Below are 21794 nucleotides of genomic sequence, written 5' to 3'. Positions count from 1 at the left end.
ACGGCGATGAACGACGACGACCGCGAGGATCGTGCCCGGCGTGCCGGTCGTGTCGTCGTCGACGGTGTGACCCGAGCGCGGGAGTGGGCATCTCGGGTCAACCGGACCGACGCGGTCATCCGGGCCGCCCGCTCGGCACGCACCCGCGCCCCGGGCGACCTGCCGGTCCTGGACTTCTCGCGACCCGCGGCCCGATACAGCGATCGTCTTGCGCGACTCATCGAGTCGGCGGGCGACGACCAGCCCACGGCGGTACGCGAACTGGGTCTCACCGCGGTGCAGATGTGGCAGGCACTCGGCGAACGTCGTCACCCGTCCGGCGGAGCGGAGGTCGACGGTGAGCCGCAGGCGGTCACGATCCTGTTCACCGATCTGGTCAACTTCTCGACGTGGGCGCTGCACGCGGGCGACGACCACGTCCTCGAACTCGTCCGGCGGGTCAACGCGGCGACGACCGAGGTGGTGGGTCGGCGCGGCGGACGCGTCGTCAAGTCGCTCGGCGACGGCGTGATGGCGGTGTTCCGGGACGGCGCCCACGCTATCGAGGCGGCGCACGAGGCCGGTGTCGCGGTCAGCGCCATCGTCGTCGACGGGTATCGGCCCGCTCTGCGTGCCGGACTCCACACCGGGACACCGCGCCGCGACGGCGACGACTACCTCGGTGTCGACGTGAACATCGCGGCCCGGGTGGCCGACGCGGCCGGCGCGGGGGAGGTGCTCGCCACCAGCGCGACGCTCGACGCCACGCGCGCCGACAGGTATGTCACCCGTCGCCGACGGTTCCGCGCCAAGGGGACACCGCGAGACCTCGTGGTGTACGCGGTGGTGCCCCGGTACGACGGCGAGTGACGACGCACACCGATCGATCTCAGCCCAGGATCCCCGCGCGGTCGTCCAGGCGGTAGGTGTAGACGGCTACCGCCCCGCAGATCACGGTGGCGGTCAACAACATCTGGCCACCGGTGATGGTCAGGCCGAGGAGCCCGCCCAACACACCCCCGACGACGAACGACAGGTACAGCACGAAGTAGCCGTTCCACTCCGTGGCCCGGCCGCCGCTGATGTGGCGCTCGATGCCCTGACCGAGCTTGACGAGTGTGCCCGTGACGTAGCTGAGGGGGACCGACACCTCACCCTTCTTGTCGTCACAGAACGACGTGTTCAACGCGCCGATGCCGAACGCGACGAAGAGGATCGGGGTGAAGGTGACGGCGGGGGCGTTGAACCCTGCGGTCCAGAAATCGACACCCGTGGCGATGGCGAGGCTGATGGTGGTCAGCATGGTCGCGCCGTGCGGGTGGCTGACCCATACGTGCCTGCGCAGCAGAGACGCGACCACCACGCCCGCGATGAAGGTGGCGGTGATCAGGATCGCGGCCGTCGCCATCGCCGGACGTCCCACCAGGAAGCCGAGAGCGGCGCGCTCGGCGTTGCCCGTCATGAACGTGACGAAGTATCCCGTCGTCTGGATGAATGCCGCCGCGCCCACCAGGCCGGCCATGGCGGCGAGCACCCAGGACACCACCGCTTCTGGATCCCCGATTGGTTTCATGCCCTCCGAGGTTAGCGACGCATGTCCGATATCGCCGTTTCGTGCGTGTTACATAGGAACTTCTCAGGTGTTGGTTGTGCCACATCACTTTTGGTTCTCCGACAGTTGTGACGACGTTGAGGACGGCGTCACCTGCGCGACACCTCCTGGGCAGCAGCGTGATCGACACTCCCGTCGTGCGCATCACGCAGGTCGCCAACTTCTACGGTCCACGATCCGGGGGTCTGCGCACGGCGGTCGATCAGCTCGGGCATGGTTATGTGCAGCGCGGACACCAGGTCTCGCTCGTCGTCCCCGGTCGACACCCGGCCGAGGAGATGCTGCCGTCGGGCGTGCACCGGATCACGGTCGCCGCGCCCTCGATCCCGGGGACGGGCGGCTACCGGGTCGCCGACCCGCGGCGGGTGACCGATGTCCTGCGCGGACTCCGCCCCGACGTCGTGGAGGTCTCGGATCGCCTGACACTGCGCGGACTCGGACCGTGGGCCCGACGCCGCGGCGCGGTCGCGGTGATGATCTCACACGAGCGGCTCGATCGTCTTCTCGCGCAAGCGATGCCACGCGCGATGGCGAGGGCCGCGGCGGATGTCGCCAACGCACGGTCGGCGGCTGCCTACGACGCGGTGGTGTGCACGACCGGTTTCGCGCGAGCCGAGTTCGACCGCATCGGTGCCCGCAACGTCCACCGCGTGCCCCTGGGTGTCGATCTCGACCTCTTCCACCCCCGGCGACGTGACTCCGCTGCCGGGAGCCGTTGGCGCGGCGTCGACGGGCCGCTGCTGGTGCACTGCGGTCGGCTCTCGGTGGAGAAGCACGTCGAGCGGAGCATCGACGCGTGCGCCGGGCTGCTGGACGCCGGCGTCGACGCACGCCTGGTGATCGCGGGCGACGGACCTCGGCGCCCCGCGCTGGTCCGCCGCGCCGCGGGGCTGCCCGTCGAGTTCACCGGTTTCCTGCGGACGCGCGACGCCGTCGCCGACCTGCTCGCGGCCGCCGACGTGGCGATGGCGCCGGGTCCGCACGAGACGTTCTGCCTGTCCGCGCTGGAGTCGTTGGCGGTCGGGACACCCGTCGTCGCATCACGGACGTCGGCCGTCGCGGAGATCGTGACCGCGGACTGCGGAGCGGTCGCACCGAACACCGCCGAGGCGTTCACCGCGGGCGTCCGGACCGTGCTCGACCTGGCCGGTGCCCGCGGTCGGGCGCGGGCCCGGGCCGAGACGTTCGGGTGGCCTGCAGCGGTCCAGCAGATGCTCGACGTACTCAGCGCCTGACGGTCACTTCTGCAGCGTGAACTGCATGACGTCGATGTAGCCGTTCCGGAAGTAGTCGGCGCAACCGGTCAGGTACTTCATGTAGGTGTCGAACACCTCCCGGCTGGCGATGCGCACCGCGTCGTCCTCCCGCTTCTGGAGCGCCGCGGCCCAGTGGTCGAGGGTGCGGGCGTAGTGCTGCTGCAGCGGCTGGATGCGCTCGACGCTGAAGCCGACGCGGGTGCTCTCACGTTCCACGTCGTGCGGTTCGGGCAGCTGACCGCCGGGGAAGATCTCGTTGGCGATGAAGCGGGCGAACGCCAGGACGTCACGGGTGATGGGCAGGCCCTTCTCCCGGATGACATGCCGGTTGAAGGCGACGATGGTGTGCAACAGCATCACCCCGTCGTCGGGCAGGAGACCGTAGGTCTTCTCGAAGAACGCCGGGTAGCGCTCGGCGCGGAAGTGTTCGAACGCGCCGATGCTGACGATGCGGTCGACGGGCTCGTCGAACTCCTCCCACCCCTGCAGTCGCACTTCCGCGGTGCGACCGGCCGGTGTGGCGGCGGCGAGCGAGGAGTTGACGAGTTCGTACTGGTTCTTGCTCAGTGTCAGGCCGATGACGTCGACGTCGTAGACCTCCATCGCGCGTTTGATGGTGGTTCCCCACCCGCAGCCGATGTCCAGCAGGCGCATCCCCGGCTGCAGTCCGAGCTTGCCCAGCGAGAGGTCGATCTTGGCGTACTGCGCCTGCTCGAGGGTGTAGTCGTCCTCTTTGAAGTAGGCGCAGCTGTACATGCGGGAGGGGTCGAGGAACAGGTCGAAGAAATCGTTGGACAGGTCGTAGTGGGCCTGTACGTCGTCGTAGAACGGATCGAGCTCGGTCATGGGCGACACCTTCCGGTCGGGATCCATCGCGGGTTCGAGGCGTCGCATCGGAAGCGGGACGCAGCGGCCCAACAGTACCCGTGTCACACGTCACAACGATGCGTGGCCTGGGCCTGTGTGGGTACGCCGGTAGCGTCGGCACGACAACGCGGAGGAGCAGTGGTGGCAGATCTGGACGTGACGGTCCGCAGTGATGTGGACCCGGACACGGCGTGGGCGCTCGCGTCCGATCTTCGTCGGTTCGACGAGTGGCTCACCATCTTCGGCGGGTGGCGCTCCGACGTCCCCGACACGATCACGGAGGGGACGACGGTCACGTCGTTGATCCGGGTGAAGGGGTTCCGCAACACCATCACCTGGGAGGTCACGAAGTACGACGAGCCCACGCGCATCGGGCTCGTCGGCAGTGGCCGCGGCGGCGTGCAGATCACGCTCGACCTGACGGTCGGGGCCGACGGCGGCGGGTCGCGGTTCCGCGTCGCCGCCGAGCTCTCGGGAGGGCTGCTGAGCGGGCCGGTGGGTCGGATAGTCGCGAAGGTGATCGAGGGCGATGTGCGCCGGTCGGTCGACAACCTGGCCGCCTTGCGCTGAGAACTCCCGGCGTAGCGTCAGGACCCTGGTACCGCACGGGAGGAACACCATGGGCCTGTTGACCCCACTCGCCGTCCGCATCGGGGCGGTCAGCTGGATGCCGCGGCTGTTGCCGGTGATCGAGAAGACCGACATGCGTCTGCAACAGATCTCGCGCGGTCGTGTGAGCGTGCTCGACGTCGCCGGCCTGCCGAACCTCGTGTTGCGGGTCCCGGGACGCAAGTCGGGGGTCGTGCGGTCGACGCCGCTGCTGTGCGTCCCCCGCTCGGACGACTGGCTGATCGCGGGGTCCTATTTCGGGAATCCGAAGATGCCTGCGTGGGTCCACAACCTGCGGGCGACCGAGACCGCCGAGATCGTGCGCGACGGAACGACCGTCACGGTCCGGTGGCGCGAGCTCGAGGGCGACGAGCGGTCTCGCGCGTGGCAGGCCCTGCTCGAGACCTGGCCCAACTTCCGTCTCTACGAGCAGCGCACCGATCGCCTGATACCGGTCTTCTCGCTCACGGCCGCCGTCTGACCCGGCCGTCTGGCATGGTGGAACCATGCCCGACACCCCCACGGTCTTCGTGTTGTTCGGCGCCACCGGCGATCTCGCCAAGCGGATGGTGCTGCCCGCCTTCTACGAGTTGGAGCGCCGCGGCTTGCTCCCCGAGCGGTGGCGACTCGTCGGCAACGGTCGGGGCCGGCGCACCGACGACGAGTTCCGCGAGCACGTCCGTTCGGCGATCGAGGAGTTCGGCGGCGGCGTCGAGGACTCGTGGGATGCGTTCGCCGCGAACCTGCGGTTCGCGGGCGGAGGGTTCGCCGTCGACGATCCGGGTCAACTGCCCGACGTGATCGACGAGATCCGCAACTCCGACGACCTCGGCGGCGACGACGTCCAGCTGGTCCACTACATCGCCCTGCCGCCGAGCACCTTCACCGCGTACACGCGAGCGTTGGGGGAGCACGGTCTGGCCGAGGGATCGCGGGTGGTCTACGAGAAGCCGTTCGGCACCTCGCAGAAGACCTTCACCGAACTCGACGAGGCGGTGCACGCCGTCTTCGACGAGTCGCAGGTCTATCGGATCGACCATTTCCTGGGCAAGGAGAGCACGCAGAACCTGCACATCCTCCGGTTCGCGAACGGCATGTTCGCGGGGCTGTGGAACCGGGAGCACGTGCAGCAGGTGCAGATCGACGTCCCCGAGACGCTCGACATCGACGACCGCGCCGAGTTCTACGACGCCACCGGCGCCGTGCTCGACATGGTGGTCACCCACCTCTTCCAGGTGGCCGCCGAGGTGGCGATGGAGCCGCCGCTCAGCCTGAAGGCGGACGACCTGCAGTCGGCGCGCGAGTCGGTCATCGCGGCGTTCCGTCCGATCGATCCCGCCGAGGTGGTTCTCGGCCAGTTCGACGGCTACCGCCAGACACAGGGTGTCGCCGACGACTCGACCACGGACACGTTCGTCGCCGCACGCCTCTGGGTCGACACCGACCGGTGGCGCGACGTGCCGTTCGTCCTCCGGACGGGCAAGAAACTCGGCGTCTCCGCGCAGCGGGTGACGTTGGTGTTCCGTCGACCCGAGGACGGGCCGATCACCCACATCCCCGAGGACGGTGCAGCACTCACGTTCGACCTCTCCGGGGACGGCAGCATCGACATCACCATGACGGTGAAGGAACCCGGCCCCGGTGAGGACCTGGCCGTCGCGCACGTCGGCCTGCCGCTCGGGACCGTCGACTCCGACAACGGTGGCGCGCTGTCACCGTATTCGCGGTTGCTGAACGACGTGCTCGACGGCGACCGGTCGCTGTTCACCCGGCCAGACGGTCTCGCCCACGTCTGGACCGTGGCGGCACCGCTGCTCGACGATCCGCCGAAGGTCCAGCCCTATCCCGCCGGCTCCATGGGGCCGGGCGCTGCCGACGAATTGGCTTCTCCCGTCGGGTGGTTCGTCACCGACCACTGACCCCGGACCCGTTCGTTGGGCGGTAGAAACCGTTCGGTGGGCGGTAGGAACCGTTCGGTGGGCGCTGGGGACCAGTCGTCGGTCCCCGGCGCCCGACGACAGGTCCCAGCCGCCCAACAGATGGTTCCAGCCGCCCAACAGACGGTTCCGGGCGCCCAACAGACGGTTTCGGGCGCCCAACAGACGGGGTGCGACGGGCGGCCGGGCCTCTCGGACGCCCCCGATCGAGCGCCGGGTCAGTCGGCGGACACCCAGTCGTAGGGGAGGAATTTCCCGTCGAAGGTGATGACGACGCGGTCGCCGGACGGGTGGGGGCGCTTGTCGACGTCGACGCTGAAGTTGATGGCGCTCATGATCCCGTCGCCGAACTGCTCGTGGATCAACTCCTTCAGAGCCGGACCGTAGACGGCGAGGGCCTCGTACAGCCGATAGATCGTCGGGTCCTGGCTCACCACGTCCCGGTCGGTGCCGCGCACCGGGACGGCGCCGAGCACAGGCACCAGGTCGGTCGACAAGCCGAGCTTCTCCACCAGCACCTCCGCCTCGGGGCGGGGGATCGGGTGCTGGCCCAACAGCGCCGACGTCGTCCACACGACCGGGCGATCGATCGCATCCGCCAACGACTGCCAGGTGAGGCCCAGTTCGACTCGTCGGGCGGCGATGGTCCGGGTCACGTCATCTCGTGTCATGGTCCAGGCTTACCCCAGGACACGCTCCGCCGCGCGTCGTGATCAGTCGCCGAGCTCGCGATCGAGGTTGAAGGCGGCGCTGATGAGGGCGAGGTGGGTGAACGCCTGCGGGAAGTTGCCCAACTGCTCACCGGTGAGGCCCACCTGTTCGGCGTAGAGACCGAGATGGCTGGCGTGGGTGAACATCTTCTCCATCGCCAGACGGGCGTCCGCGCGACGACCCACCCGGGTGAGCGCCTCGACGTACCAGAACGAGCACAGGGAGAACGTTCCCTCGGTACCGCTCAGACCGTCGTCGTGATCGGTGGCGTCGTAGCGGAACACCAGCGAATCGCTCACCAACTGGCCCTCGATGGCCTCCAGCGTCGACAGGAATCGCGGATCGGTGGGGGAGAGGAGCTTCACCGCCGGGATGAGCAGCATCGACGCGTCGAGGCGGTCGGACTCGAAGGTCTGCGTGAACGACTGCCGCTTCTCGTTCCAGCCCTTGGTCATGATCTGGTCGAAGATCTCGTCGCGGGTCTTCATCCATGACCCGACATCGCCGGGCAGTCCACGCTGACGGCTCATCCGGATCATGCGCTCGAAGGCGACCCAGCACATGAGTCGGGAGTAGACGAAGTCCTGCGACTCCGACCGCACCTCCCAGATGCTCTCGTCGGACCGGTCCCAGTTGTCGGTCAGCCAGTCGAGGACGCCGCACAGATCGTTCCAGGCGGTCCACGAGATCCCGGCCCCGTACTTGTTGAACAGGTACACGGAGTCGATCAACTCGCCGTAGATGTCGAGCTGCAGCTGGTTGCTCGCCTCGTTGCCGACGTTGACCGGCGTCGAGCCCCGATACCCCTCCCAGTGCGTCAACGGCTGCTCGGCGGGCGGCGCCTCACCGTCGATGGTGTACATCAGGTGCAACGGACGGCCGTCGTCGTGACCACCGTCGCCGAAGCGACGGGTCAGCCACCCCATGAACGCGGCGGCCTCCTCGTTGAAGCCGAGACGCAACAGCCCGTACAGGGAGAACGCCGCGTCGCGGATCCAGACGTAGCGGTAGTCCCAGTTGCGTTCGCCCCCGATCTGCTCGGGCAGCGCGGTCGTCACCGACGCGACGATGGCGCCCGTCGGCTCGTGCGTCATCAGCTTGAGTGCCAGCGCCGAGCGGTGGACCATCTCGCGCCACCGGCCGCGGTAGTTGGACTGCGCGAGCCACGACTGCCAGAACCGGACGGTTCCGTGGATGAGGTGCTCCGACGCGTCGGACGCGACCTCCTCCTCGGGTACCTCGTCGGCACCGAGGGTGTACGTCGCGGCCTCGCCCACCCCGAGTTGCACCTGGGAGACGACCACCCCGTCGTCGACCTCGAGCGGCACGTCGGCCGCGAGGTACAGCGTCAGATCTCCGCCGGAGAGCGTGACGTGGGTGTCGTCGACGGCCGACATCGTGTGCTCGGCGCGTCCGTAGTCGAACGCGGGGTCGAGGCGCATGGCCATCGTGACGTTCCCGCGCACGCACTCGATCCGTCGGATGATACGGGTCCGGTGCTCGGCGTCCCTCGGCTTCGCCAGCGGCATGAGGTCCTGCACCTCGGCGACGCCGTCCTCGCTCATGAAGCGGGTGACGAGCACGTTGGAATCGGGCAGGTAGAACTGCTTGGTCGAGACCAGTCCGTCGACCATCGACATGTCCCATGACCCGCCCTTGTCCGCGTCCAGCAGCGAGCCGAACACACTCGGCGAATCGAACCGCGGGCAGCAGAACCAGTCGATGCGTCCGTCGACGCCGACGAGTGCCGCGGTACGCAGGTCACCGATGACCCCGTGGTCGGCGATGGGCAGGTACCGGGGCGTGTTGTCGTCGGTCACGCCCCCATCGTGTCACCGCCGCGGGACTGCACCGTCCGGGACACCGCTGACCTGGGCCGATCGCTCTACAGACCGCTGCGACGCCGGGAATCGATGACGCCGGTGTCGAAGCCGGCGAGATGCAGGCCGCCGTGGAAACGCGCGTGCTCGATCTTCACGCACCGGTCCATGACGACGTCGAGACCGGCTTCCTCGGCCCGTCGCGCGACGTCCTCGTGCCACAGACCCAACTGCAGCCACAGGGTCCGGGCACCGACGGCGAGGGTGTCGTCGAGCACCGACGGCAGGTCGTCGTGTCGCCGGAAGACGTCGACCATGTCCGGCACCCCGGGGAGCTCGGCCAGGCTGGGGTACACCGGCGTGCCGTCCACCTCGTCGATGGTCGGGTTCACCAGCCAGACGGTGTAGTCCGATGTCGACGCCAGGTAGCGGTTGACGAAGTAGCTGGCCCGGGCGGGGTTCGCGGACGCACCGACGATGGCGATCGTCCTGGTGCGCAACAGGATCTCGCGTCGGTGAGCCGCCGACGGCCCCTGCCAGGTGCGGGGGGCGGTCTCAGTGGACACCGTCGGCCTCCTGGGTTGCCGCGGTCAGTGCCTGATCCAGATCCCAGAGTATGTCCGCCAGGTCCTCGATCCCCACGCTGATCCGGACCAGGTCGTCGGGTACGCCGGCGGCCTGGAGCTGCTCGGCGGTCAGCTGCCGGTGTGTGGTGCTGCCCGGGTGGATCACCAGGGTGCGGACGTCGCCGATGTTCGCGACATGACTTGCCAGACGGACGTTCTCGACGAACGCGCGGCCGGCGCGATGGCCGCCGTGCACCCGGAACGCGAAGACCGCGCCCGGCCCCGCGGGGAGATACCGCGCGGCCCGCTCGTGGTGCGGGTGACCGGGCAGTCCGGCGTAGGCGACCGACGCGACGCGGGGGTCGGCGTCGAGCCATTCGGCGACCGCCCGGGCGTTGGCGACGTGGGCGTCCATACGCTGCGGCAAGGTCTCCACACCCTGCAACAACTGGAACGCCGAGGTGGGGGACAGGCTGGCACCGAGATCACGGACCTGTTCGCTGCGGACCTTCGTGAGGAAACCGTATTCGCCGAAGTTGCCCCACCAGCTGAGCCCGCCGTACGAGGCGACGGGTTCGGTCATCGCGGGGAATCGCCCGTTGCCCCAGTCGAATCGACCCGATTCCACGATGACACCGCCCAGTGTGGTCCCGTGGCCGCCGAGGAACTTCGTCGCCGAGTGCACGACGACGTCCGCACCGAACTCGATCGGCCTGCAGAGCCAGGGCGTGGCCATCGTGGCGTCGACGACGAGCGGGAGACCGCGTTCGTGGGCCACGGCCGCCAACCCCTCCAGGTCGGCGATCTCCCCGGAAGGATTGCCGATCACCTCGGCGTAGATCAGCTTCGTCCGGTCGGTGACGGCGGCGGCATAGTCGGCCGGGTCGGTCCCGGGGACGAACGTCGTCTCGATCCCGAACCGCCGCAGCGTCACGTCGAGCTGCGTCACGGTCCCGCCGTAGAGGCCAGCGGCGGCGACGACGTGGTCCCCGCTCTCGCACAGGGTCGCGAAGACCGCGAATTCCGCCGACAGGCCGCTCGCCGTGGCCACCGCGCCGATGCCACCGTCGAGGCTGGCGATGCGCTCCTCGAACACCGCCACCGTCGGGTTGCCGATCCTCGAGTAGACGTTGCCGTACTTCTGCAACGCGAAGAGGTCGCCGGCGTCGTCGGCGTCGCTGAACACGTAGCCGGCGGTCTGGTAGATCGGGACGGCACGCGCACCGGTCGTCGGATCGACCCGTGCCCCTGCATGGATGGCCCGGGTTCTCAGCCCGAATGCATGTTCGCTCACCTGCCGAGTTCTACCAGCCGACGGGCAGGCGGGGGTGAGCGGACCGACCGGCGCCTCACGCCCGACGTCGGGGCACGGTGAGGAAAAGGTCACGCCCGACTCACAGCACCGCAACCGCGCGGACCGCGCCGACCGACACAGTGACTGCCATGGTCTCGACGGGTGGCGTGCGATCGGTGTGCGGGTACTGCGGTGTCGGGTGCGGCATCGTCCTGCAGCCGGCCGCGCGTACCGACGCACCGGGCCCCGCTCTCACCGTCGTCGGCGACCGCGACCACACCGCCAACCGTGGCCGGTTGTGCACCAAAGGTGCCACGACGGGGGACATGCTCGCGGCGCCCGGACGGCTGACCACCGCCCTGATCCGCTCCGAGCGTGGCGGTGTCGCGCAGCCCGCCACCGCCGTCGACGCGATCGAGGAGACCGCGACCCGCCTGCGGGCGATCATCGACGAGCACGGCCCGGAGGCGGTCGCCGTGTACGTGTCGGGACAGATGACGACCGAGGCGCAGTACCTGGCCACGAAGTTGGTGAAGGGATGCCTCGGGACCAACGCCATCGAGTCGAACTCGCGCCTGTGCATGGCCAGCGCCGGGACGGGCTACAAGCAGTCGCTGGGCGCCGACGGCCCACCGGGGTCCTACGACGATCTCGATCACGCGGACGTCTTCCTCGTCATCGGCTCGAACATGGCCGACTGCCACCCGATCCTGCATCTGCGGATGCTCGATCGCGCGCGAGCGGGCGCCAAGGTCATCGTGGTGGACCCTCGCCGGACCGCCACCGCGGACAAGGCCGACCTGCATCTGCAGGTGCGCCCGGGATCTGATCTCTGGCTGCTGAACGGCCTGCTGCACCTTCTCGTCGCGGACGGTCACATCGACGAGGACTTCATCGCGGAGTCCACCGAGGGGTGGGCGGACGTGGCGGCGATGGTCGAGGACTGTCCGCCCGAGGTCGTCGCGGCGCGGTGCGGCATCGACGAGGCCGATCTGCGCACCGCGGCGTCGTGGATCGGTGCCGCCGACGAGTGGATGAGCCTGTGGACGATGGGGCTCAACCAGTCGACGCACGGCACGTGGAACACCACGGCCCTGTGCAACCTGCACCTCGCGACCGGCGCCATCTGCCGCACGGGCAGCGGACCGTTCTCGCTCACCGGGCAGCCGAACGCCATGGGCGGCCGCGAGATGGGGTACATGGGTCCGGGGCTGCCCGGGCAGCGATCGGTCCTCGACGCCGACGACCGCGCCACCGTGGAGGACCTGTGGGGCATGCCGCGCGGGTCCATCTCCTCGCGCGTCGGTGCCGGGACGATCGACATGTTCGAGCGGATGGCCGCCGGCGAGATCCGCGCCGCATGGATCATCTGCACCAACCCCGTGGCGAGTGTCGCCAACCGGTCGACCGTCGTCGAGGCCCTGCGCACCGCGGATCTCGTCGTCGTCCAGGACGTCTACGGCGACACCGAGACCACGGAGTTCGCCGACATCGTCCTGCCGGCCGCGATGTGGTCGGAGACCGACGGGGTGATGGTGAACTCGGAGCGATCGGTGACGCTCTGCCGTCCCGCGTCGTCACCGCCAGGGGAGGCGATGCCCGACTGGCAGATCATCGCCGAGGTGGGCCGGCGGCTCGGATTCGGCGAGCACTTCGCCCACGCCGACGCCGAGGCGGTCTTCGACGAGCTCCGGCGATTCCACAACCCGCGTACCGGGTGGGACCTGCGGGGCGTCTCCTACCGACGTCTCGCCGACGGGCCGGTGCAGTGGCCGTGCCCGCCCGATGCCGTTGCGCGCCGGAACCCGATCCGCTACCTCGACCCCGACGCCGCGTCCGCCCACGACCGTCCCCGCCCCACGTTCCCGACACCGAGCGGCCGGGCGCGGTTCCTCGCCCGCCCCGCGATCGACCCCGCCGAGATGCCCGACGACGACCACCCGTTCGTGCTCAACACCGGGCGACTCGCGCATCAGTGGCACACCATGACTAAGACCGGTCGGGTCGCGAAGCTGACCAAGCTCAACCCGGCGCCGTTCGTCGAGATCCATCCGACCGACGCGGCGGAACTCGGGGTGTCGGAGGGTGATCGAGTGGAGATCGCGTCCCGACGGGGACGCGCGGTGCTGCCTGCGACGGTCAGCGACCGTGTGCTGCCCGGCGGGTGCTTCGTGCCGTTCCACTTCGCCGACCGTTTCGCCGCCGACGTGGCCGTCAACGCGGTCACCAACGACGCGGTCGACCCCGATTCGCGGCAACCGGAGTTCAAGGCGTGCGCAGTCCGGCTCACCAGGGTCGGCACGACGACACCCGATCCGGCACCCGCGGCGCCGACGACGGCGACGGTCGACTCCCGGCCCGAGATGCTGACGGGACTGCTCGGACTGTCCTCGACGGCGGGCGCGGCGGGATCCCTCGACACGATCGAGAGCGAGTGGTTGGCCGGATTCGTCGCCGGGCTCAGCTCGCACGGTGTCGCGGTGGGCGAGATCCCGACCGTCCCTGCGACGGCGCCGTTGCGCCCGGCGCTGCGCGCGCGGGTCGACGGCCTGCTCGCGGGGATGTACTCGCGCATGCCGCAGCCCACCGCCGGCGATGCCGACATGACCGACGGCCGGCAGCCCGTGAGCGTGCTCTGGGCGTCGCAGACGGGCACCGCGGAAGAGGTGGTCGACTCGCTGACGGCCCGGTTGTCCACGGCCGGCATCCCGGTGGTGTGCCGGGCGATGGACGACGTCGGGCCGGACCATCTCGCCGAGGTGTCGACCGCGGTGATCGTCAGTTCCACGACCGGCGACGGCGACGCCCCGGACAACGGGGCGACGTTCTGGTCGGCGCTCGCCGAGGCCGACGTCGATCTGTCGGGTCTGCGGTACTCGGTGTTCGCGCTCGGGGATTCGACGTACGCGGACTTCTGCGGGCACGGGCGTCGACTCGACGAGCGCCTCGCCGAGCTCGGGGCGAGCCGGATGGTCGACAGGGTCGACTGCGAGCCGGAGTACGAGGACGCCGCACGGCGGTGGATCGACGCGATCGTCACGACGATCGGGACGACCACCGGGTCGACTGCCGGGCCGGTGGCCGATGACACGTCGTCGACGCGGCGCCGCCACGACCGGACCTCACCGCTCGTCTCGTCGGTGGTCCGCAACCACCGGGTGACGCTCGACGGGTCACGCAAGGACGTGCGCACGGTCGGGGTGGCACTGCCGCCGGGCACCCTCACCTATGAGACCGGTGACGCCCTGGGGGTCTGGCCGCGCAACGGCGATGCGGTGGTCGAGGAGTGGCTCGACCGGACCGGCCTCGACGGGTCGGCGCGCGTCGAGCTCCCGTCGGTCGGCGGCATCGTCCTGCGCGACGCACTCCGCGAGCACCTCGAGATCGCCAAGATCACCCCCGCTCTGATGCGCTTCGTCATCGACCGCACCGGTGACGTCGACCTCGAGGCGATGATGCTGCCCGACAACCGGGAGAACTTCGCGTCGTGGGCGTGGGGCCGGCAGTCGGTCGACCTGCTCGCCGAGCACCCCGTCCGCGCGACGACCGAGGAGTGGCTCGCGGTGCTCACGCCGCTGCGCCCGCGCCTCTACTCGATCTCCTCGAGTCCGCGCGTGCATCCCGACGAGGTGCAGCTGACCGTGTCGGCCGTCCGCTACAACGTCCACGGCACACCACGCCGCGGCGTCTGTTCGACCTATCTCGCCGACCATGCCGGCGAGGACGTGCGGATCTTCGTGCGCCGGTCGTCGTCGTTCCGCCCTCCCGAGGATCCGACGACCCCGCTCGTCATGGTCGGGCCGGGGACCGGCGTCGCACCGTTCCGCGCCTTCCTGCAGGACCGGCAGGCCCGTGGACACACGGGGCCGAACTGGCTGTTCTTCGGCGAGCAGCACGAGGCCACCGACTTCTACTACCGCGACGAACTCGCCGCACTCCGGGACGACGGGGTGCTGACGCGGCTCGACGTCGCGTTCTCCCGTGACCAGTCCGAGAAGGTCTACGTGCAGGACCGCATGCGTGAACACGGCGCCGAGCTGTTCCGCTGGCTCCAGCGTGGTGCGGTGTTCTGTGTGTGCGGCGACGCCGAACGCATGGCCCCCGACGTCCACGACGCCCTCGTGGGGGTGGTCGCCGAGCACGGACGCCTGTCGCCGCAGAGCGCCGAGGCGTACGTGCAGGCTCTCGCCGCGGAGCGGCGCTACCTGCGCGACGTGTACTGATCGCGCAGGTCGGGCCCCTCGACCGCCTCGTCGACGCCACGGCCGACGATACGATCGCCGGGTGACGGTCGTCGGAGCGGTGCTGCTCACGATCGTCGACGTGGCGATCGTCCTCGGTTGGGTCTGGTCGGCGCTGCGCGCATGGCGGGCCCCGGACGATCCCGATCTCGCGTTGGCGATCGAGGCGTCCCGCCACCACGGCGCCGGCACGCGCGACCAGGCCCGCCGCGACGCCGTCGCATGGAAGGCACGTCTGGAGAACCGGGCGGGGTACCCGGCGTTCGGGTCGACCATCCTCAGTGGCATCGCCGTCGGCTTCAGCGGCAACGCGGTCGGCGTCGTCACGACCCGGTTCGACGCGTGGATCGTCGAGGCCCTGATGTTCGTCGTGTCGCCGGCCGTGGCGTTCACCGCCCGGCTCGTGGCCGCGAAACGCATCGAGCGACGTCTCGCCGTGCAGCGCTGAATCGACCGCGAACAGCGGATCACGCACCCGGTCGAAAACGACCAATCGCCCGAAAAGCGCTGCGCCTGACCAGGTGTGATCGCCACCGAGAGCTTCATCACATGTTTGTGGCGAAATATCTTCGGCGGGGTTAGTACTTAGTTGTACTAAGCTCACGACCACGGTGAGCGTCTGGTCTCTGCACCAGGGGAGTGACAGGAGGACGCCTGATGACCGCACACGAAGTCGCCGCCACCGATCGGGACGACACGGGGGATCCGCGCCTCGACGCCGACACAGCGCGTGACGAGCGCACTTCTCAGCGTCGTCGCCGGCTCGAGGAGACAGACGAGCAGTTCCGTGCAGCGGCACCCGATCCGGCACTCGCCGAGCGCATCCTCGCCGATGACCTCCCGCTCGCCCAGGTCGTCGAGGAGATCCTGTCGGCATACGCCGACCGCCCCGCGCTCGGCCGTCGTGCGACCGAGGTCGTCACCGACGCCGACGGTCACGACGCGGTGCGCCTCGTGGAGCGGTTCGACACCGTGTCGTACGGCGAGCTGCGTGATCGCGTGCACGCGGTGGCAGCGGCCTGGCACGCCGACGGGGTGCGGCCCGGCGAGTTCGTCGCCACGCTGGGCTTCACCAGCGTCGACTACACGACGCTCGACCTCGCCTGCATCCGACTCGGACTGGTGACGGTTCCCCTCCAGACCAGTTCCGTGCCGGCGCAGCTCCTGCCCATCCTCGCCGAGACCGAGCCGACCGTCCTCGCCGTCGCCACCGACCATCTCGACGATGTCGTCGAACTCGCCACCTCCGGCCACCGCCCACGCAGGGTGGTCGTCTTCGACCACGACGCTCGCGACGACACGCAGCGCGCCGCGGTGCAACGGGCGCGCTCCGCGCTGACCGACGCCGGCATCGAGGTCGAGACGATCGGGGAGATGCTCGAGCGCGGCTCGTCGCTGCCTGCCGCGCCGCTGTTCGGCAGCGACGGCGCCGACCACGCCGACGACCTCGCGAACCTGATCTACACCTCGGGCAGCACCGGAGCACCCAAGGGTGCGATGTACCCGCTGAGCGGGGTGCGGCGGTTGTGGACCAGATTCTGGTTCGTCGGCGACCCCACACTGCCCAGCATCACCGTCAACTACATGCCGATGAGCCACGTGGCCGGCCGGGCGTTGCTCGCCAAGACCATCGCGACCGGTGGCACCGCGTACTTCGTCGCATCCAGCGACCTGTCCACCCTCATGGACGACATCGCACTCGCCCGTCCCACCGATCTCACGCTGGTCCCGCGTGTGTGCGACATGATCCACCAGCGCTACATCACCGAGCTCGACCGTCGCGGAGACTCCGCCGACGCCGCCGTGAAGCAGATGATCCGGGACGAGCTTCTCGGCGGGCGTGTACTGGCCGCGCTCTGCGGGACCGCGCCCCTCGCACCGGAGATGGCCGAGTTCATCAGTGACTGCCTCGACGTGCACCTCGTCGACGGGTACGGGTCCACCGAGGCCGGTTCGGTCCTCGTCGACGGACACATCACCCGGCCACCGGTGACCGAGTACAAGCTCATCGACGTGCCCGAACTCGGATACCACGTCGACGACGTCCCCCATCCGCGCGGCGAACTGCTGATCAGGTCCGAGTCACTCTTCCCCGGCTACTACAAGCGGCCCGAGACCACCGCCGAGGTGTTCGACGAGGACGGGTTCTACAAGACCGGCGACATCATGGCGGAGCTCGGCCCGGATCACCTCGTCTACCTCGACCGGCGCAAGAACGTGCTGAAGCTGGCCCAGGGCGAGTTCGTCGCGCTGTCGCGGGTGGAGGCGGTGTTCGCGGCCGCCGACACGGTGCGGCAGATCTTCGTCTACGGCAACAGCGCCCGGTCGTTCCTCCTGGCGGTGGTCGTCCCGACCACGGAGGCCGTCGAGGCCGCGGCCGGTGACGATGCGGCGCTGCACGATTCGATCGTGTCCGCCCTCAAGCGGACCGGACGCGCAGCTCAACTCAACTCCTACGAGATCCCGCGCGACGTCCTCGTCGAGCGCACCCCGTTCAGCCGCGAGAACGGACTGCTCTCGGGTGTCGGCAAGGTGCTGCGTCCCAAGCTGATCGAGCACTACGGCGACCGGCTGGAGCAGCTCTACCGCGATCTCGCCGACACCCAGACCGACGAGCTGCGGCAACTCCGCCGCGGTGCCGGTGACCGGCCGGTGGTCGAGACCGTGGGCCGCGCCGCGGCCGCCGTCATCGGCGGCGGGACGAGCGCGCTCGCCCCGGACGCGCGCTTCGCCGACCTCGGTGGGGACTCGTTGTCAGCGTTGAGCTTCTCCACACTGCTCACCGAGATCTTCGACGTCGAGGTGCCCGTCGGCCTCCTGATGAGTGCGGCCACCGACATGCAGGCCCTCGCCGACCACGTCGAGTCCGTGCGATCGGGCGGCGGTACGACACCCACGTTCTCCTCGGTCCACGGATCCGGGGCCACCTCGGTCCGTGCCGCGGACCTGACCCTCGACAAGTTCCTCGACGCGGACCTGCTCGACGGCGCGACGTCCCTGCCCGAGGCCCCGGAACAACCGACCACGGTGCTGCTCACCGGCGCGAACGGCTACCTCGGTCGCTTCCTCTGCCTCGAATGGCTCGAACGGCTCGACGCCGTCGACGGGACGCTCGTCTGCATCGTGCGCGGGCGGGACACCGCCGACGCCCGCCGGCGTCTCGAGTCCGTGTTCGACTCGGGCGACGCAGCGCTGATCGCGCGGTTCGCCGAACTCGCCGACCGACGTCTCGAGGTGCTCGCCGGTGACATCTCCAGCCCGCGACTGGGACTCGACGAGACGACATGGAACCGCCTGGCCGAGGTGGTCGACCGCATCGTGCATCCCGCCGCCCTGGTCAACCACGTCCTGCCCTACGACCAGCTCTTCGCGCCGAACGTCGTCGGCACCGCCGAGGTGATCCGCCTGGCGCTCACCACTCGGCGCAAGCCGGTGACGTACCTGTCCACGGTCGGTGTCGCCGCCGAGGGTGGACCGTCGGTGCTCGACGAGGATCTCGACATCCGCGAGGCGAGCAGCGAACGCGCGGTGCGGGATTCGTACGCCAACGGCTACGGGACCAGCAAGTGGGCGGGCGAGGTGCTGCTGCGCGAGGCCCACGATCTGTGTGAGCTCCCGGTCGGCGTGTTCCGGTCGGACATGATCCTGGCCCACAGCACGTTCACCGGCCAGCTGAACGTGCCCGACGTCTTCTCCCGGCTGCTCCTGACGATCGTCGGGACCGGCCTGGCCCCGGCGACGTTCTACCGCCGTGAGGAGGACGGCTCGCGCGCACGGTCCCACTACGACGGGCTGCCTGCCGATTTCACCGCCCGGGCGATCACCGAACTCGGTGTCGCCGTGGCGAAGGGTTTCGAGACCTTCAACGTCGTCAACCCCCACGACGACGGCATCTCGCTCGACACCGCCGTCGACTGGATGCAGGAGGACGGTGTGGCGATCACGCGCATCGACGACCACGGCGCGTGGGTGGACCGCTTCGAGACGGCCATCCGTGGTCTGCCCGAACGGATCCGTCAGGCATCGGTGGCGCCGGTCATGGACGCATACCGCGAGCCGCTGCCCGCGGAGCTCGGGTCGGCGATCCCGTCGGCGCGTTTCGTCTCCGCCGTCGCCGACGCGCGCCTCGGTGACGACGGCGAGATCCCGCACCTCTCGCACGCACTGATCTCGAAGTATGTGTCCGATCTGCGGACACTGCGTCTGGCCTGATCTGCCGGATGACGCCCCGGGCCGACGATCGTCGGTGCGGGGTGTCGTCGTGCGTCGACTCAGGCGTGTGCGCCGCTGCGTTCGCCCAGGAACACCGGCATGGCCGAATAGCCGTGCAGCACACGGGTCTCGCGGCGCACCGGAGGTCCCGCCTCGCGGATGTCGGGGTAGCGGTCGAAGAGCGCCCGCAGACCCACCTCGGTCTCGGCGCGTGCCAGGGCGGCGCCCAGGCAGTAGTGGCGTCCACCGGAGAACGAGTGGTGCTTGTTCGCGTTGGGCCGGGTCACGTCGAGACGATCCGGGTCGGTGAACACCGCAGGATCGCGGTTCGCGCCGGCGATGACGAGCACGATCAGCTCACCCCGGTCGAACGAGACACCGCCGATCTCGGTGGGGCGCAACGCCGATCGGGCGGTCAACTGAACAGGTGCGCGCAGTCGCAGCATCTCGTCGGCGGCATTGGGCCACAGCGACGGGTCCTCGCGGAGGAGTGCGAGTTGGTCGGGATGTCGGGTGAGCAGATCGATCCCGCTCCCGAGGATGTTGACCGTCGTCTCGAACCCCGCCGCGAGCACCAGGCCCGCGATACCGCGCAGTTCCTCGTCGGTCAGGGACACCCCGTCGTCCGTGGCGGCGATCAACTGGCTCATCAGGTCGTCACCGGGCGAGCGGCGGAGCGTGGCGAGGTGGTCGGCGAGCCACTCGTTGAAGCCCTCGATGCCCTGCTCGACACGACGGAACTGACCCCAGGGGAGCCCCAGATCCAGGCTGGGGGCGGCCAGTTCGCCGAAGTGCAGCACCTGTCCTCGCTCGGACTCGGGTACGCCGAGGATGTCACCGATGACGGTGACCGGGAGCTTGGCGCAGTACTGCTCGACGATGTCGACCGTGCCGGTCGCGCCGTCGAGATCGTCGAGGAGGCGCGCCGTGGTCTGCTCGACGTTGTCCCGCATCGCGGCCACCGCTCGGGCGGTGAACACCGAGGAGACCATCTTGCGGTAGCTGGTGTGCTCCGGGGGCTCGGTCGCCAGCAGTGACGGCGGGCGCAGTGGGTGCAGTGCCGCGGACCGGGTGTGGCGTTCGATCGCGCCGAGCGGACCCGGGAGGCGCGATCCGAGGATGATCGTCCGGAAGTCGTCCGATCGGAGCACCTCGTGCACGATCGCGTGGTCGACGGTGACCGCGGCGAGGCGGCCCTTGGCGACCGGCCCGCGGGCCCGGATGTCGGCGAAGAGTCCGGTCGGGTCCTCCCGGACCCGGGGATCGCCGATGAGGCGTGCCTGCAGGTCACCGGCCGCCGCGGCGCGACCCGCGACCAATCGGAGAAAGCCGTGCATCGCGAACCATCGCAGCATCAGTCGCATCGTCGGATCCCGTCTGTCGTCTCGGGTGAACTCGTCGCGCTGACCGCCATGATGCCCCAGGACGGGCGTGCGTTCATTCGTCGCACGGGCGACACGCGACACCTGCACCATCGCAAGCGAATCGGCGTCCGACGGTTCGTGGTGACTGCCGGGACGTCGGCAAGGTCGAGGTGATCAGAGGCGTCGACGGGCCGGGCGCCGATGGCAGCGGTTCCGGGCGTCACGCCGTGGTCTCGGCGGACGTCGGCGCGCCGACACGGTTGCTGACCGTGCCGATCCGGTCGATCGACAGGGTCACGGTCTGGCCCGGCCGGATCCACCGGTCGATCTCCAGCCCCGACCCCGAGGGCAGGGTGCCGGAGGTGAAGAGCTCACCGGGCCCGATCTGCTCGCCGCGACTCGCCCAGGCCACCCAGTCGGCGGGCGACCAGCGCATGCCCGCGGTGCTCGTCGTCGCCCAGGTCTCCCCGTCGACGACGACGGACCCGGCGAGATCGTCGAGGTGGGGGAGGACCTCGTCGGCGGTCACCACCACGGAACCCATCGCGCTGGCGAAGGTCTTGGTCTTGACGACCGGGCCGAACGAGCTGCGTCGCTGCTCCTCCCACTGCACGTCACGGGCGCTGATGTCGTTGAAGACCACGAACCCGCCGATCGCCGCGACGGCCTGCGCAGGTGTCGCGTCGCAGACGGGTCGGTCGACGATCGCGCCGAACTCCAGTTCGTAGTCGAGGAGGTCGGTGTAGTCGGGCCAGGGCAGGTCCGCGCCGTCGGGCCGGATCGTGCGGTGGTTGCCCGTGTAGTAGACGGGATGATCGGCGAACGCCGGACCGGGGCGCAGCGCCGGGAACGTCCGGCGGCTCAGCGCCTCGTAGGTGCGGATGAACGGCCAGGCCGCCGGGAGGTTGCGGCGGACGAGGCTGTGGGCCGCCTGGACCCAGTGCTCCTCCCAGCCGAGGAAGCAGCGCAGTGACACCGCCTCGACGGGCACCGCAGACGGCGGGTCGACGATCGCCACACCGTCCGCGACCACACGATCGGCAAGACGATCGGCGAGTTCCCGTCCGCGCTCGCGGGCCGCGAGCAGCGCGAGGAGATCCTGCGTGAGTGGACCGCGTGCGGCCGGGTCGACGACTGCCGCGGCGGCGTCGAGGTCGACCCAGGAGCCGCTCGCGGCGTGGTGCACGGCGACCCCCGTCCGGTCCCCGTCCCAGATCCGTCGTACGCGCATCGATCCGCCCTCCACCGCCGGGGGCGAGACCCCGATGACCCGCCCGCACCCCCGAATCTACAGGCGTTGAGGAGTGCGTGACGCGACGACGGGCG

The 21794-nt window shown here is 69.7% G+C and carries 16 protein-coding genes; 8 read left to right on the top strand and 8 right to left on the bottom strand.

The window, feature by feature from the left end; genetic code table 11:
* The first annotated feature begins 6 nt into the window (after positions 1 to 6).
* Entirely contained in the window at positions 7 to 849 is an 843-nt protein-coding gene (locus ACXVUM_RS16835) for an adenylate/guanylate cyclase domain-containing protein (RefSeq protein ID WP_458523080.1), read from the top strand.
* A 19-nt stretch (positions 850 to 868) separates the two neighbouring features.
* Here the strand turns inward: ACXVUM_RS16835 and ACXVUM_RS16830 are convergent, their stop codons facing one another.
* Entirely contained in the window at positions 869 to 1552 is a 684-nt protein-coding gene (locus ACXVUM_RS16830; RefSeq protein ID WP_458523079.1) for a YoaK family protein, read from the bottom strand.
* A gap of 176 nt (positions 1553 to 1728) precedes the next feature.
* Between ACXVUM_RS16830 and ACXVUM_RS16825 the strand changes: the two genes are divergently transcribed.
* On the top strand, positions 1729 to 2826 hold the full coding sequence (locus ACXVUM_RS16825) for a glycosyltransferase (protein WP_458523078.1): 1098 nt from the start codon (positions 1729 to 1731) through the stop codon (positions 2824 to 2826).
* A gap of 3 nt (positions 2827 to 2829) precedes the next feature.
* Here the strand turns inward: ACXVUM_RS16825 and ACXVUM_RS16820 are convergent, their stop codons facing one another.
* Positions 2830 to 3693, bottom strand: a complete 864-nt coding sequence (locus ACXVUM_RS16820; protein ID WP_458523077.1) for a cyclopropane mycolic acid synthase family methyltransferase — start codon at positions 3691 to 3693, stop codon at positions 2830 to 2832.
* Between the two features lie 162 nt (positions 3694 to 3855).
* Between ACXVUM_RS16820 and ACXVUM_RS16815 the strand changes: the two genes are divergently transcribed.
* Genes ACXVUM_RS16815 through ACXVUM_RS16805 form a run of 3 tightly spaced genes read left to right on the top strand, consistent with a single transcriptional unit; the run spans position 3856 to position 6242 of the window.
* Positions 3856 to 4284 carry a type II toxin-antitoxin system Rv0910 family toxin gene (locus tag ACXVUM_RS16815; RefSeq protein ID WP_458523076.1) on the top strand — a complete coding sequence of 143 codons (429 nt, stop codon included), beginning with the start codon at positions 3856 to 3858 and terminating at the stop codon, positions 4282 to 4284.
* A 49-nt stretch (positions 4285 to 4333) separates the two neighbouring features.
* Positions 4334 to 4804: a nitroreductase family deazaflavin-dependent oxidoreductase gene (locus ACXVUM_RS16810; protein ID WP_458523075.1), complete on the top strand. Its 471-nt coding sequence runs from the start codon at positions 4334 to 4336 to the stop codon at positions 4802 to 4804.
* Positions 4805 to 4829: 25 nt separating this feature from the next.
* Positions 4830 to 6242 (top strand): glucose-6-phosphate dehydrogenase, encoded by a 1413-nt coding sequence (locus ACXVUM_RS16805; protein ID WP_458523074.1) that lies wholly within the window; start codon positions 4830 to 4832, stop codon positions 6240 to 6242.
* Positions 6243 to 6478: 236 nt separating this feature from the next.
* Here ACXVUM_RS16805 and cynS read toward each other — a convergent pair whose 3' ends face one another.
* From cynS to ACXVUM_RS16785, 4 genes are all read right to left on the bottom strand, one after another.
* Entirely contained in the window at positions 6479 to 6931 is a 453-nt protein-coding gene (gene cynS / locus ACXVUM_RS16800; RefSeq protein WP_458523073.1) for a cyanase, read from the bottom strand.
* A 42-nt stretch (positions 6932 to 6973) separates the two neighbouring features.
* Entirely contained in the window at positions 6974 to 8791 is a 1818-nt protein-coding gene (locus tag ACXVUM_RS16795) for a glycoside hydrolase family 15 protein (RefSeq protein ID WP_458523072.1), read from the bottom strand.
* Between the two features lie 65 nt (positions 8792 to 8856).
* On the bottom strand, positions 8857 to 9357 hold the full coding sequence (locus tag ACXVUM_RS16790; RefSeq protein ID WP_458523071.1) for a CoA-binding protein: 501 nt from the start codon (positions 9355 to 9357) through the stop codon (positions 8857 to 8859).
* Positions 9347 to 10651, bottom strand: coding sequence for an O-acetylhomoserine aminocarboxypropyltransferase/cysteine synthase family protein (locus ACXVUM_RS16785; protein WP_458523070.1), 1305 nt, complete (start codon positions 10649 to 10651; stop codon positions 9347 to 9349). Before ACXVUM_RS16785 ends, ACXVUM_RS16790 begins: the two co-directional genes overlap by 11 nt.
* 149 nt (positions 10652 to 10800) lie before the next feature.
* Here ACXVUM_RS16785 and ACXVUM_RS16780 point away from each other — a divergent pair, with 149 nt between their 5' ends.
* The 3 genes from ACXVUM_RS16780 (at position 10801) to car (ending at position 19104) form a co-directional block, all read left to right on the top strand.
* Positions 10801 to 14874, top strand: a complete 4074-nt coding sequence (locus ACXVUM_RS16780) for a molybdopterin-dependent oxidoreductase (protein WP_458523069.1) — start codon at positions 10801 to 10803, stop codon at positions 14872 to 14874.
* A 61-nt stretch (positions 14875 to 14935) separates the two neighbouring features.
* Entirely contained in the window at positions 14936 to 15340 is a 405-nt protein-coding gene (locus tag ACXVUM_RS16775; RefSeq protein WP_458523068.1) for a hypothetical protein, read from the top strand.
* 209 nt (positions 15341 to 15549) lie between these two features.
* A complete protein-coding gene (gene car, locus ACXVUM_RS16770; RefSeq protein ID WP_458523067.1) occupies positions 15550 to 19104 on the top strand; it encodes a carboxylic acid reductase in 3555 nt (1184 codons plus the stop codon).
* Between the two features lie 59 nt (positions 19105 to 19163).
* On the opposite strand, the gene ACXVUM_RS16765 is transcribed toward car, so the two are convergent.
* The gene (locus ACXVUM_RS16765; RefSeq protein ID WP_458523066.1) at positions 19164 to 20468 is read right to left on the bottom strand and encodes a cytochrome P450; all 1305 of its coding nucleotides are present in this window, start codon (positions 20466 to 20468) and stop codon (positions 19164 to 19166) included.
* 220 nt (positions 20469 to 20688) lie between these two features.
* The gene (locus tag ACXVUM_RS16760; RefSeq protein WP_458523065.1) at positions 20689 to 21699 is read right to left on the bottom strand and encodes a fumarylacetoacetate hydrolase family protein; all 1011 of its coding nucleotides are present in this window, start codon (positions 21697 to 21699) and stop codon (positions 20689 to 20691) included.
* Positions 21700 to 21794: the final 95 nt, after the last annotated feature.

The sequence above is a fragment of the Williamsia sp. SKLECPSW1 genome (genome assembly GCF_054332755.1).
The sequence above is the reverse complement of the archived record's forward strand: the minus strand, read 5'-3'. Positions and strand labels throughout refer to the sequence as shown.

Excerpts from the sequence above, each read along its gene's own strand:
- ACXVUM_RS16835 (WP_458523080.1), top strand. The coding sequence starts at position 7 with ATGAACGACGACGACCGCGAGGATCGTGCCCGGCGTGCCGGTCGTGTC.
- ACXVUM_RS16830 (WP_458523079.1), bottom strand. The coding sequence starts at position 1,552 with ATGAAACCAATCGGGGATCCAGAAGCGGTGGTGTCCTGGGTGCTCGCC.
- ACXVUM_RS16820 (WP_458523077.1), bottom strand. The coding sequence starts at position 3,693 with ATGACCGAGCTCGATCCGTTCTACGACGACGTACAGGCCCACTACGAC.
- ACXVUM_RS16810 (WP_458523075.1), top strand. The coding sequence starts at position 4,334 with ATGGGCCTGTTGACCCCACTCGCCGTCCGCATCGGGGCGGTCAGCTGG.
- ACXVUM_RS16805 (WP_458523074.1), top strand. The coding sequence starts at position 4,830 with ATGCCCGACACCCCCACGGTCTTCGTGTTGTTCGGCGCCACCGGCGAT.
- cynS (WP_458523073.1), bottom strand. The coding sequence starts at position 6,931 with ATGACACGAGATGACGTGACCCGGACCATCGCCGCCCGACGAGTCGAA.
- ACXVUM_RS16780 (WP_458523069.1), top strand. The coding sequence starts at position 10,801 with ATGGTCTCGACGGGTGGCGTGCGATCGGTGTGCGGGTACTGCGGTGTC.
- car (WP_458523067.1), top strand. The coding sequence starts at position 15,550 with ATGACCGCACACGAAGTCGCCGCCACCGATCGGGACGACACGGGGGAT.
- ACXVUM_RS16765 (WP_458523066.1), bottom strand. The coding sequence starts at position 20,468 with ATGCGACTGATGCTGCGATGGTTCGCGATGCACGGCTTTCTCCGATTG.
- ACXVUM_RS16760 (WP_458523065.1), bottom strand. The coding sequence starts at position 21,699 with ATGCGCGTACGACGGATCTGGGACGGGGACCGGACGGGGGTCGCCGTG.